10 protein-coding genes and 1 pseudogene are annotated in these 12,060 nt (G+C 64.5%); 4 read left to right on the top strand and 7 right to left on the bottom strand.

Annotation, left to right across the window (positions count from 1 at the left end; all coding sequences use genetic code 11):
- The 5 genes from AC1DDA_RS24700 to AC1DDA_RS24680 all read right to left on the bottom strand — a co-directional run bounded on the left by AC1DDA_RS24700 (position 1) and on the right by AC1DDA_RS24680 (position 6,591).
- On the bottom strand, positions 1 to 1,593 hold the full coding sequence (locus tag AC1DDA_RS24700; protein WP_441514146.1) for an ABC transporter substrate-binding protein: 1,593 nt from the start codon (positions 1,591 to 1,593) through the stop codon (positions 1 to 3).
- Positions 1,594 to 1,657: 64 nt separating this feature from the next.
- Complete coding sequence (locus tag AC1DDA_RS24695; RefSeq protein WP_441514147.1) at positions 1,658 to 3,349, bottom strand: M20/M25/M40 family metallo-hydrolase; 1,692 nt, start codon at positions 3,347 to 3,349, stop codon at positions 1,658 to 1,660.
- Between the two features lie 71 nt (positions 3,350 to 3,420).
- Complete coding sequence (locus AC1DDA_RS24690) at positions 3,421 to 4,971, bottom strand: ABC transporter substrate-binding protein (RefSeq protein WP_441514148.1); 1,551 nt, start codon at positions 4,969 to 4,971, stop codon at positions 3,421 to 3,423.
- A gap of 1 nt (position 4,972) precedes the next feature.
- Complete coding sequence (locus AC1DDA_RS24685; RefSeq protein WP_441514149.1) at positions 4,973 to 5,770, bottom strand: polysaccharide deacetylase family protein; 798 nt, start codon at positions 5,768 to 5,770, stop codon at positions 4,973 to 4,975.
- Complete coding sequence (locus tag AC1DDA_RS24680; protein WP_441514150.1) at positions 5,767 to 6,591, bottom strand: polysaccharide deacetylase family protein; 825 nt, start codon at positions 6,589 to 6,591, stop codon at positions 5,767 to 5,769. Before AC1DDA_RS24680 ends, AC1DDA_RS24685 begins: the two co-directional genes overlap by 4 nt.
- Positions 6,592 to 6,806: 215 nt before the next feature.
- Between AC1DDA_RS24680 and AC1DDA_RS24675 the strand changes: the two genes are divergently transcribed.
- The 4 genes from AC1DDA_RS24675 (at position 6,807) to AC1DDA_RS24660 (ending at position 10,665) form a co-directional block, all read left to right on the top strand.
- The gene (locus AC1DDA_RS24675) at positions 6,807 to 7,595 is read left to right on the top strand and encodes an IclR family transcriptional regulator (protein ID WP_441514151.1); all 789 of its coding nucleotides are present in this window, start codon (positions 6,807 to 6,809) and stop codon (positions 7,593 to 7,595) included.
- 49 nt (positions 7,596 to 7,644) lie between these two features.
- Complete coding sequence (locus AC1DDA_RS24670; RefSeq protein ID WP_441514152.1) at positions 7,645 to 9,360, top strand: M28 family peptidase; 1,716 nt, start codon at positions 7,645 to 7,647, stop codon at positions 9,358 to 9,360.
- 269 nt (positions 9,361 to 9,629) lie between these two features.
- Positions 9,630 to 9,815 (top strand): hypothetical protein, encoded by a 186-nt coding sequence (locus AC1DDA_RS24665; protein ID WP_476797777.1) that lies wholly within the window; start codon positions 9,630 to 9,632, stop codon positions 9,813 to 9,815.
- 553 nt (positions 9,816 to 10,368) lie between these two features.
- On the top strand, positions 10,369 to 10,665 hold the full coding sequence (locus AC1DDA_RS24660) for a SemiSWEET family sugar transporter (protein ID WP_441514153.1): 297 nt from the start codon (positions 10,369 to 10,371) through the stop codon (positions 10,663 to 10,665).
- A 30-nt stretch (positions 10,666 to 10,695) separates the two neighbouring features.
- Here AC1DDA_RS24660 and xth read toward each other — a convergent pair whose 3' ends face one another.
- Positions 10,696 to 11,466 carry an exodeoxyribonuclease III gene (xth, locus tag AC1DDA_RS24655; RefSeq protein ID WP_441514154.1) on the bottom strand — a complete coding sequence of 257 codons (771 nt, stop codon included), beginning with the start codon at positions 11,464 to 11,466 and terminating at the stop codon, positions 10,696 to 10,698.
- A gap of 82 nt (positions 11,467 to 11,548) precedes the next feature.
- Positions 11,549 to 11,881 (bottom strand): annotated as a pseudogene (locus AC1DDA_RS24650) (dienelactone hydrolase family protein); the annotation flags it as partial.
- Between the last annotated feature and the right edge of the window lie 179 nt (positions 11,882 to 12,060).

The raw sequence follows: 12,060 nt of genomic DNA, 5'->3' as shown, positions 1-12,060 counted from the left end.
TCAGCCACGACGGATGTTCCAGAACACCGTCGCAGTCGGCACACGATCGACCAGGTGTTTTTTGAGCGCGGTCTGGCGGTAGATGGCGCCGAGCGGAAGGGCCGGGAGCTCATCCATCCCGACGACCTGCATCTCCTGCGCGATGCGCTTGCGGTCGTCGACGGATGGCGAGTTGAGCCAGGCGTCGCGGAGTTCTTCGAGCTTCGGAACGGTCGGCCAGCCGAACCAGGCGTTGCGCCCATTGCCGCGCAGCATGATGTTGGTGCCGGGATCAACGAACCAGGTGCCGGGGAAGAGCCAGCAGCTCAACGACCAGCCGCCCTTGTCGATCGGCTCTTCGGAGCGGCGGCGCTGGGCGACGGAAGCATTGTCGAGAAGCGCGATATCCAGATTCAGGCCGAGCTTGCCGAGCATGTCCGCCGCGACCTGGGCCAGCGGCGTGGTCGAAGCCGGGCTGTCAGCGGCGCCAAGCAGGCGAACCCGCTCGTTGGCATAGCCAGCCTCCTTCAGGAGCTGCCGGGCCTTCTCGATGCTGCGGGGACCTTTCAGCGGGTCGAGGCCGGCATCGCTGGCGAGCGCCGTGCCGGGTGGGAAGAACCCGCTGCCGGTCGCGAAGTTCTGCGGGTTGGTGCCGGCGACGGACATGCAGAACTCCGCCTGGTCGATTGCGGGGAGCAATGCTTGGCGAATCTTCTTGTTGTTGAACGGGGCATGCAGGGCATTGATCCGCATCATCGCCATCGAGGGGATGTCCTCGAGGCGCGGCAGGTCGATATCCTTGAAGCCGGCCAGCAGCTCGACCGTTTCTGACGTCGGTCCGCCGATCCAATCGACATCACCAGTCTGGAGCGCCGCGGCGGCCGTTGCGGCGTCGGGAATGCGGCGCCATTCGACACGATCGAAATGGACCATCTTCGGGCCTGCCGTCAGGCCGCGCGCGGTGCTGGGCGTAGGCTGATAGCCCTGGAACTTCTCGAACACCGCAAGATTGCCAAGCTGGAACTCGTCGGCCTTGAACTTGAACGGGCCCGAGCCGGTCCGATCGGTGATCTGCGTCTTCACATCTGTCTGGGCGACCCGCTCGGGCATGATGAGAGGCACGGGAGCGCTGAGTTGCCCCAGTACGGCGGGCAGGATCGGGAAGGGGCGCTTGAGGCGGAAGCGCAGCGTCCGGTCGTCGACCGCGACGAGTTCGTCCGTCAGCGCGAACAGCGTCGCGCCCATCGGCGCGGCCTGCGACCAGCGCTTCAGGCTGGCGACGCAATCGCGGGCGCGGATCGGCTCGCCGTCATGGAAGGTGATGTTGCTTCGCAGCGTGATGGTGCAGCTACGCCCGTCATCGCCCCAGAGCAGGCCTTCGGCAAGCTGCGGCTGCGGCTGGAAATTCGCATCCAGCCCGAACAGCGTATCGTAGATCATGTAGCCGTAGTCGCGGGTGATATCGACCGTCGACCACATCGGGTCGAAAATCGTCAGGTCCGTATAAGGCACGAACCGAAGCACTTTCTGCCGGGCTGATTGCGAAAGAGCCGGAGCACTGATGCCGGCGAGTGCGGCGGCGGCGCCGGCTTTGATGAAGCTGCGACGGTCCATGGTGATCCCCTGTTGGATTGTGCGGCTGTGAAAGCCGCAGCGATTGGTCGAAAGCCGGACTGGGTCAGGGCGTGCCGTTGCGCGCGGCCTCGACCAGCTCGATGGCTTGCGAAAGACCATGCGCGATGCGGTTGGCGCGCTGGCGCAAGTGCACCCCCGCCATCCGGGTGGCATCGGCATCGAGGCGATTGAGCGTCAGAGCCGCCGCCAGCCCGGGCAGGATCCTGCTGGCCCGGCCGAGGTCGAACTCGAAGGCGCTGCGCGCGTGATAAAGAACCGGGTTGAGATGGCGGCCGAGGCGCAGAAGGAGCCGGTCGTCGGATGCGGTCGGCGCCCAGCCGGCGAGCGCATCGGCAAGTCTCTCGGCAAGGCAGGTCAGGCGCGCGATATCGTCGAGCGCCGGGGCGGCGTCACGATAGACGCGCAGGCCTGCGAGCACGTCGCCCGCCATGGCTGCGGGCTTGAAGGGCAGGGCGCGGGCGTCGATCAATCCCGCGACGAGGTTTCGATAAATTAGCGTGTCGACGGCCAGGACTGCGGCGTCCATATGCTCGATCGTGTCCTGATCTGTGTGCCACCACCAGGCCAGGCCGCTGCCGTGTAGATGTTCCGGGCTGGCAGCCGGGAGGAAGGCGCTAACCTGAGCCGTGGCGAGCCCGATTCCGCTGAAGCTCTGGTCGGAGTTACGTGCCGAGCGCCGGGGATCGATATAGGGATCGAGCCGCTTGACCGAGCGGTCGACGAAATCCTCTTCCTCTTGCGTCTGCTTGCCGACCGTTCCGTCAAGCACCTGCCTGACGTAGTCGACCAATTCAGCGGTCGTGTTCCGCAGGGCCTTGGTGGTGCCGCCGCGGCTGCCGACAATATCGACATTGAGATAGGCGATGGCGTCCCGGTAGAGCGAGGCACGAAATGCGTCGGCATACCAGGATGAGCCGGCGTAGCCGCCCTGTTCGTGCCCGGTCCAGAAGGCGAACTTGATGCCGTAGCGGGGCTTGGGCTGCTGCTTGAGCAGCCGCGCGAGCTCGATCAGTAGGGCGACGCCGGCCGTGTTGTCGGTCGCACCGTCCCCCCATGTGCAGTAATGCGCGCCGAGCAGGACATAGCCCGGCTCCCGCCCCTCGATCTCGCCGACGGGCTGCTGGGCGGCACGCCATTCCGTGCGGATTTCGCTGGTCATGGTGATCTGCGAGCCGCTTGCGATGGCTTGCGCCAGAACGGCGGCGGCGTCGCGCGAAACCTGTATCGCGGGCACGCTCGGCAGCAGGGCGAGATCGGCCGGGCCTGTCGGCGCGCCCCACAGCGGCGAAGCCTGTACGTAATGGCGCTGCGGCCCATGCGAGATGGCGATGACGCCGAGCGCGCCGGCCTTCTGCGCACTGATGCAGGAGTCGTAGCGCGGTAGTCCATCGATCACCAGAAAGGCGCCGTTCAGGTCGGCCGATTCCAAAGAGCGGGTGACGCGGCCGCTCAGCTTGTCGGCAGAGGCCGTGAAGGCGGAGCCATTGGCCGGCAGCACAGTGCCATTGACAGCGAGAGACGCCTTGACGGGCCAACTGATGAAGGCGTCGAGTTCGAGGATCTGATTGGCAACGCCGCAGGACGTCAACTGTTCGCATATGAAGCGACAGGCGGTTGCGGCGCTGTCCGATCCCGGCAGCTTTCGGCCGAGCGCGGACAGGGTGGCCACCGTCGCCTGCAACCTCACCGCGGAGATGCCGGCAGCTTTCGGATCAGTGAGTATCGCAAGCGTCATCTGGCCCTCGGCCGTCATGAAAAGTGGGATTTGCGGAGCGACGGCATGGCGATCGCTCCGGGCAGCGGAGGTCAGGGAGCGACCGAAACATTCCAGTAGCGCGGCTTCTGGCCGGGCCAGGACTGGAAGCCGGTGACGTTCTTCCGGAAGGCGACCGTCGTGGCGCGCGTGCCCCATACGACGAGCGGCGCTTCCGCCATCTGCAGGCGATGCAGCTCATCGTAGAGCGCCTGCTTGTCCTGGCCGTCATCGGCAAGAACGAGCTTCTTGAGGAGCTCCTTCGAGGCGGGGCTGTCCCAGACCTTGTCGGCCTGGCGCGCCTTGTCGCCGGTGAAGCGCTCGACGATGAAGAGCGGATCGAGATAGGGTGTGAGATTCCAGACCATCATCTGGTAGCGCCCGCTGTAGAAGCGCTCGAACTGCGTAGCGAATTCCAGTATTTCGACATCGACATTGAGGCCGACGGCCTGCAGCATGGACTGGAGGTAGATCGCTGTATCGCCCATCACAGGAGATGCCTTGCTGGTGATCAGAGCAATCCGCTCGCCCTTGTAGCCGGAGGCCTTGATCAGGGCGCGCGCCTTGTCGGGGTCGTATTCTGCGCCGCTGCGCTGGACCTTGCCGTAGAATTTACTCGTCAGCGGGATCAGCGACGGAGAGGCGATGCTGTCATCGTCCAGCACTGCCTTGGCGAGGCTCGCGCGATCGATCGCATGGCTGATCGCCTGGCGGATGCGCGGATCGGCCAGCACCGGATCGCGAGATTGCAGCGGGATCGTGTAGATGCCGGCGACCGGCGTCGTGACGACCGTGACGTTCTTATCGTTGGCGAAATCATTGATTGAGGCTGCATCGACGTCGGTCCAAAGATCGAGCTGGCCCTGCAGGATGCCGAGCTTGGCGACCTGGGCGTCCGGGACGAGATTGATCCTAACCTTCTCGACTTTCGCTTCCTTCGCGCCGGAAAGCCCGTCCGAAGGTTCCGTCCGCGATCTATAGTCTGCGAACCTCGTGAGCTCGATGAATTGGCCCTTGCGCCAGTCGGTCATCTTGAAGGGGCCGGTGCCGATCGCCGCGACCCAGTTGCCGTTGGCATCGACCGCATCGGGATGGGCGATGCCGGCGGAATCGCAATCGCCGCGGGCCATGGCGCTGAGGAAGGAGCCGCTCCGCTCAGCGAGCTGGAATTCCACCCGGCGATCGTCGAGCGCCTTGACCGACTCGATCTTCGTCGCGTTCGTGCCATTGAAGGCGCCGCGACAGGGCCACGCGGATTTGGGATCGAGGAAGTGCTCCCAGGTCCAGACCACCTCCTTCGCGGTCAAAGGCGCGCCGTTGTGAAACTTGATGCCGTCGCGGAGGGTGAAGACATAGGTCTTGCCATCGGCGGAGGTGTCGATCTTCTCGGCCAGCATGGGAGCGACGCTTCCGTCGGCGCGCCATGCGACCAGGCCCTCGTAGATGTTCTGAAGGACGCTGCCCGTTGCTGTGTCGGGGCTGCGGCCGGGCATCACACCCCGGATATCGGATGTGAGCATCGTCCGCAGAGTCTGGGCCGAGGCAGGACTTCCGGCCGCCGCAAACGCGGTCAATCCGAGGGCGAGGGCTGCAAGAGCACGCATCTCAATCTCCGGTCGTGTCAGATGTCGGCGCGATGCCGGCTGTTCGAAAGCGCTCCGCCACTTCGGCGCAGAGCAGGGGCTCGGCTCCCCGCGCCTCGGCCAGCCCGACGAGGCGCTGGACCAAGGGCAGGCGCGCGGCGCGCCCGACGCCAATGTCGGCGCGGGGATGGAAGGTGAGGCAGGCGTAGCTGTCGACCGCGAGCAGAGCCGAGAGCTCCTCGCTCATCAGTTCCTCGGCCCGGTCCTGGGTGACACGCCGGCGGAAATGCGTGGCGTCGGTCAGCCCCTCCGAGATCGGCAACTCGACCATGCCATCGCCGCCATGCCCGCCCAATGCGTAGGGACAGTCGTCGTCGAGGAAACTGGAATCGTAGAGATAGCCGAGGCTCTGAAGGATCGGGATCGTATCCGGGGACAGGGTACCCGTCGGAGATCGAAAGCCGCGCGGCGACGCTCCGCTCAGGCGAAGCAACGTCTCGTGCGCTTCGCCGATGGCTGCGGCTTCCGCCTCGCGGCCGAGCGCGGGGTGGTCTTCGAATGCTCGGCCGTGATTGGCAATCTCGTGGCCGTCCCGCAGGCAGCGCTCGACGAGGTGAGGCAGCTTTTCAGCTTCCGTCGCCGGCCAGAAGAACGTCGCTGGAAGCCCGCCTTCGCGCAGGGCGTCGAGCAGGCGGGCAAGGCCGATGCGATAGGTGTAGCGGCCATGGGCATCACGGCCGAACAGCTCCGCTTCCGGAGTGCTTGCGGCCTCCGGGCCAATGCCGTGCACGTTCACGGTGATGAGAAGGGAGCCGGTCATGCCCGTGTCTCCTGCCAGCGGGAGGGCTCGCTCAGGCAGTATTCCGCGAGTTCGCGGCAGGTCATGAAGCGGATGCCGGGCGTCGCCCTCGCGTGAGCCAGGAAACGGTCGACCGCCGCCGCCCGCGCCGGGGTGCCCGAGCCGCCACCCGCTCGGGGATGCACGGTGAGGTGGACATAGCCGTCGCGATCGAGCGCGGCGTCGAACTCCTGCACGAAGTTGCGCTCCACCTCCGCTGCCGAGGCGCCGCCCGTGAAATACATCGGGAAATCGTCGAGAGAGACGGTGTTGTTCGGCAGGATCATGAAGCCATCCTCCAGCAGGTAGGGGATGTCCTCGTCCTTCTCGCTCGCGTCGTAGATATAGCCGAGGCGCCGCAGGGTCGGCAGCGTCAGCCGGCTCTTGCGCCCGGATGGCGAGCACCAGCCGACCGGCGCCGCACCGAAGCCTTCGAGAATCCGATGGGTCTTTTCGAGCAGCTCCGGCTCCCTCTCGCCGAGGTCGAAGCCTTCATGCTGATAGCCATGGGCTGCGATTTCGTGGCCTGCTTTGCTGATATCGAAAAAGGGCTCCGGCCAGTGCTCGGCGTCATAGCCGCAGCAGAAGAAGGTCGCTTTCACGTCGTGACGGTCGAGCATCTCCAGATAGCGGTGGATGCCGCGCCGCAGCGCGTAACTGCCGCGGCCGTGGATGCCGAGCGCGTTCTGGCCGCGGCCGGCTTCGACGGCGGGGCCATCGACATGGATCGTGACGCAGACGACGGCCCTGGCGTCACCGGGCCAGCGGATCCGGCCGAAGCGGACTTTCGCGTCTGAAGCCATCGGTTTTTCGTTCCCTGCGATCTCGATGACGCAGCCGTTGTTGGAGGAGCGCTGCCAAAGGTCGATTTCGGAGGAGCTTGCGTCGGACTTGCGTCGATGTCAAATTATTGAACCGATGGTTCATCTAGCGAACCAAACGACATTGTGGTAGTGGCGAACTTCACAAGAGGGCGGCCCCGCCATCTTGGGGGCCGAGCAGAAGGAGAGCGCCAACGATGAGTGCGTCCCCGCCCAAAGAGATCGAGAAGTACCGGGTCGATGCCGTCGACGCCGCGCTCGGCGTTCTGCAGCTCATTGCGGAAACGCCCGATCTCGGCCTCTCTGAGATCACGCGGCGTTCAGGGCAGAGCAAGGCGAGGGTGTACCGGCTGCTGTGCAGCCTCGAGGCCAGCAATTTCATCAGCTCGACACCCGAGCGGCGCACTTATCGGCTGGGGCTGGCCGCGCTGGCGATCGGCAATGCGGCGGAGCGGCAGATCGATATCGCGAGGATTGCCGGGCCGATCATCGCGAAGCTCGGCAGCGGCACGGGCGAAACGGTCCAGCTTCGCGTTCGCGACGGCCGCAACAGCCTCTGTGTGGCAGGTTGGGAACCGGAGCGAGCAGTGAAGGTGCTGGCGGGCATAGGCGGAAGCAGGCCCATGCATGCCGGCTCGGGCGTCGTCCTTCTCGCCTTTCAGGACGAGGCCTTTCGGGAGGCGCTGCTCAGTGAGCCGCTGAAGGCGTTCACGGACCGGACCTGCGTCGATCCCGATCGGCTTCGGCAGGTGCTCGCGCATGTTCGCGGCCAGGGCTTCTATGTCAGCCATGGCGAGGTTAGCCCCGACCTGATCTCGATCTCCGCGCCGGTGATGGGTCCCGACGGCAAGATCATCGCGACGATCCATATCGGTGCGCCGACAGGCCGGGTGAGCGAGAGCCTCCTTCCCACCCTCGTCGAGACCGTTCGCAGCGCGGCGCGTGAGCTTTCGGCGCTGCTCGCGGCCTCTCGAAGCGCCGGCTGAACGTGTCGGCCCCTTTCACGCAGATGCAAGAGACAAGGATGCCATCGCCATGGCCATAGCAATGCAAGCCGAAGGTGGCCCGGAACCGGCGCTTGTCGGCGCGGTGTCTGCGGCCCGCATGATGTCTGGGCTTGGAACCCTGGCTCAGTGGTCGAAACTGGCCGGAACAGCCGGGGAGGCGGCCAGCTTTTCGTGGATCAAGGAGCAGCTGGACGGGCTCGGCCTGCGAACCGAGCTCATCCAGCATGACGCCTATATCAGCATTCCCGGGCCGGCCCGGCTCGTCGTCGATGGACGAACGATACCGGCAATCACGCATTCGATGTCGCTGCCTTCGCCGGGCGATGGGCTGGTGGGGGCGCTCATCGATCTCGGCGACGGCTCGCGTGCAGCCTTTGCCGAACGGGATGTCCGCGGGCGGATCGTTCTGGTCGATGGGATCGCAAGCCCCGGTATAGCCCTGCTGGCCTCGCAGGCGGGTGCGGCGGGCGTTGTGCAGATCAGCCCCCACCATCTGCTGCACGAGATGTGCATCTCGCCGATCTGGGGCAATCCGTCGATCGATACGCGTTCAGCCCTGCCGAGTGTCGTCGTGCTGACGATCGGAAATGCGGATGGCGAAGCCCTCCGGAAAGCTCTGCAGGATGCTGCGGTGGAGGTCACGCTTCATGCGGAGGTGGATACCGGCTGGCGCAAAACCCCGCTTCTCGTCGGCGATCTGCCGCTAGCCGAGGATCCGCCAGGACCTTTCATCCTGCTCTCATGCCATGTCGATACTTGGTTCAAGGGCGTGATGGACAACGGCTCCGCGAATATCGTGATGCTTGAGGTCCTGCGGCTGTGCCTGGAGCATCGGGAGGCTTGGCGCCGGGGCATTCGTATCTGCTTCTGGTCCGGGCATTCCCAGGGGCGCTATTCCGGATCGGCCTGGTATGCCGACAATCATTGGGCGGAGCTCGACGCACGCTGCGCGGCCCATGTGAATCTCGACAGCCCCGGAGGAATCGGAGCGAAAGATCTGACCCGGACGGGAGCGGCCGGTGGGCTTTTTGGCATCGCAGAGGCCGCTATCGCGGAGGAGACCGGGCAAAAGCTGGCCGGGCGCCGCAAGGCGCGCTCGGCCGACGATTCTTTCCCGGGAATCGGCATCCCCTCCGTTTTCGGGAGCCTCAGCCTGCAGGAGCCGGGCGCGCTGAAAATGCGCAACGATCTCGGCTGGTGGTGGCATACCGAACACGACCAGCTCGACAAGGTGGATCCCGATCTGCTGGTACGGGACGCGCGGATCGTGCTGCGCGTCGTGCTGGACCTCCTGACGCGAGAGCGGCTGCCGATCGACTATACCAACCAGCTGGCCGATCTCGCCGGCGAACTGGATCGCTTCGGGGATCGCCCTGAGATCCCGCCGCATCTCCGCAAGGCCATCGGCAATGCGAGAGCTCTGGCCCTGGATCTCGCGGGCTTCGATATCCTGGCGCTCGACGCTTCGGTGCATGATCGCGCGGTCATGCGGCTCAGCCGCATTATCGTTCCGCTCGACTACACCCGGGGGAATCGCTTCGTACACGATGCCGCGCTTTCGCTGTCATCCTGGCCGGTTCTCGATCCGCTCCGGCGACTTGCTTCCTGCGCGGCTGGAGACGAGGCCCGGTTTGCGGAAGTCGATGCGGTGCGTGCGCTAAATCACTTGACCCACAGCCTTACCGAAGCATCGCGCCTGCTGGCGGCCGCCTCGGATCCGCCAACCGATCCGGCCGGAGTCTGACAGCACGAATGCGGGGGTTTCGACCGGTGAGCCCCGGCTGCACTGGGACGGGCACGATGCGAAACGGCATACAGCTCGCCACCGACATCTATCTACATCCGGCGAGGCATCCAACCGGAGAGCAAGCAGGCACCATGTGGCGCTGCGCGGACAGAGAGATAAGCGCTGCTCTGGTTCCCACAAGGTCGCGGACCGAGATCTTCTCCGGGAAGGAACGGTACAGGCTTAGCAGCGTTCAACCTTCGCACTGACAGTTGACGTAGGCACCCATGGCAGATCCACAGAGCCCGGCAGTCGAGAGTCTCCGGCAGGAGCAAAAGTCTCAAAAGAAAGCAGAGCGGGCGCTCACCTCCGATCAGAAGCTCGAACAGGCCCTCAAAGACACCTTTCCCGCGAGCGACCCTGTGGCCCAGCAGGTGCCCACGACACCGGGCGCCGCGGAGGAGGAGAAATGATCCGGGCAGCGGTCTTCAGCCTGGCTGGTGCCTGGGTTGCCGGGAAGGTGGGAAGGGGCGAAATCCCCGAGCGCCTTGCGGTTCCGATAACGCTACTGGCGACACGGCTTCCCACGCCCCTGATCCTCGCGGGCGCGATTGGCTACGCCTGGTATCGCATGAGTCAGGAGACGCGGGCGAGGGTGGCGGAGGAAGAGCAGCCGGAACGCCCGGCCCGGTCGGCGGCCGGGCAGGGCGCAAAATCTCGCACAAGCCAAGCGCGGAAGGGAATGCGGCGGCCTCGGAAGCCCTCACCTGAAGAGGCTGCCGATGTTTAAGTTGTTTCTGGAAATGTCGATGCTGGCATTCGAGGCGCAGCAGGCCATCTGGTTCCGGAGCATGAAGATCGCCTCAGGTGGTCGTGCTGCCAGCGCGAGATCAGTCGGAAAAGACCTGCGCCGCACAGAATGCCGTGTTGAAGGCCGCTACCGGAACTGGTGCTGTTGGAATTGCTTGCGGCTATCGACGAAAGGTCCGGGCGAATGTTCGGCGACTGTAGAGGTAGGTTTTCGACGTGAATTGGATCGCCGTGGCCGGCACCCTCGCAGCGCTGTGTTCTACCATCAGCTTTGTCCCGCAGGCTTGGCGTATTGTCCGGACACGCGACACGGGGGCAATCTCTACCGTGACATATAGCCTGACTGTGACTGGCTTCGCTCTCTGGACGGCATATGGAATCGGTCTGGGCGAATGGCCACTTATCGTCACGAACAGCATATGCTTTGTGCTGTCGGCGTTCATCCTGATGATGACGCTGCTGCCTCAGGCTAAAAAGGAGGCGGTGGCCGACACGGTCGATCCGGCTTCCTAACGCAGATGGGCTCGCTGCTCGGCCAGCATGTCATCCAAGTTCGATCATGACCGGGGCATGGTCGCTAGTATGTTCCCAGCCGCGCGGCGACCGTCGAACCTCGGCACGCTTGAGTGTTGCAGCCAAAGCAGGGCTTAGCAGGAGATGGTCAATCCGCAGCCCTGCGTCGCGTTCGAACGAGTTCCGCCAGTACTTCCAGAACGTGTAGATGCGCTCTCTCGGATGAAGGTGCCTGACGGCGTCCGTCCAACCCTGTTCGAGGAGCTTAGTATATGCCGTCCTCACCTGGGGTCGAAAGAGCGCGTCATCTCGCCATCGCCCGGGTGCGTAAACATCGAGCTCCGTCGGCATGACATTAAAATCGCCTACGAGCGCGACCGGTACCTCCAGGGAGAGCAGCTCCTGGGCGTAGGCATGCAGTCGCCCAAACCAGCGCAGTTTATATTCGAACTTGGGGCCGGGGGAAGGATTCCCGTTGGGGAGATAGAGACACCCGATCAGTACCCCGTTGACCGCCGCCTCGATGTACCGGCTATGGCTGTCATCAGGATCTCCCGGTAGCCCCCGGCGCGTGAGAACCGGGGATGACCCCTTCGCGAGGATAGCTACACCATTCCAGCTCTTCTGGCCGTGCCAAACCGCCGCGTAGCCGGCTTGCTGCAATTCGTGCTCGGGAAAGCGATCGTCTGAGCATTTAAGCTCTTGCAGGCACACGACGTCGGGGCGGTCCTGCTTGAGCCACTGGAGAAGAACGGACAACCGACCGTTGATGCCGTTCACATTGTAGGTTGCGATCTTCACCGACGGCTCTCCCACACGCGAAACCGGCAATCGTCAAAGGTTCTCGCGCAGGAACGCGTGTGTCCTCAATATTGCATCCAACTCACCAGTGAGAAACCATGTCCATTGGCGTTGAACCGTTCCCCCGCTGCTTTTGACCAATCTCTCGATGGCCCCGGCGGTTAGACACAGGCACCACTCGGTCCGCTTCCCCATGCAGGATGAGCGTAGGGGGCTGCGAGGCTCGCTCCAAGCCCGGCGGCAGGAATCCGAAGAAGTCGACGACAGCTTTAACCCTGCGATCGCGTGCCGCCAGAGCCAGGACCAATGCACCGCCCAGCGAGAAGCCGACAACGGCGAGACGGGCCTGGTGATCGCCGGTGATTGACTCGATCGCTTCCAGCCACACCGGGAACTTGCTCTTGATTTCACCGTAGCGGGCCGATCGCCGGTGGCCTCGAAGTACCGCGGGAGCAGGACGTTGTAGCCGGCCCCCGCGATCATGTTTGCGGCAAACTCATATCGGCCGCTATTCGTCAGGCCGTCTGAGCCATAAAGGAGAATGACGGTGCCTCCAGAGGCACTTGGGCCAAAGCGGTCAACCGCGACGCTCAC

The organism is Allobosea sp. 10N428, assembly GCF_056394545.1.
This window is presented reverse-complemented; position numbering and strand designations above follow the sequence as displayed.

Excerpts from the sequence above, each read along its gene's own strand:
- AC1DDA_RS24700 (WP_441514146.1), bottom strand. The coding sequence starts at position 1,593 with ATGGACCGTCGCAGCTTCATCAAAGCCGGCGCCGCCGCCGCACTCGCC.
- AC1DDA_RS24695 (WP_441514147.1), bottom strand. The coding sequence starts at position 3,349 with ATGACGCTTGCGATACTCACTGATCCGAAAGCTGCCGGCATCTCCGCG.
- AC1DDA_RS24690 (WP_441514148.1), bottom strand. The coding sequence starts at position 4,971 with ATGCGTGCTCTTGCAGCCCTCGCCCTCGGATTGACCGCGTTTGCGGCG.
- AC1DDA_RS24685 (WP_441514149.1), bottom strand. The coding sequence starts at position 5,770 with ATGACCGGCTCCCTTCTCATCACCGTGAACGTGCACGGCATTGGCCCG.
- AC1DDA_RS24680 (WP_441514150.1), bottom strand. The coding sequence starts at position 6,591 with ATGGCTTCAGACGCGAAAGTCCGCTTCGGCCGGATCCGCTGGCCCGGT.
- AC1DDA_RS24675 (WP_441514151.1), top strand. The coding sequence starts at position 6,807 with ATGAGTGCGTCCCCGCCCAAAGAGATCGAGAAGTACCGGGTCGATGCC.
- AC1DDA_RS24670 (WP_441514152.1), top strand. The coding sequence starts at position 7,645 with ATGGCCATAGCAATGCAAGCCGAAGGTGGCCCGGAACCGGCGCTTGTC.
- AC1DDA_RS24665 (WP_476797777.1), top strand. The coding sequence starts at position 9,630 with ATGGCAGATCCACAGAGCCCGGCAGTCGAGAGTCTCCGGCAGGAGCAA.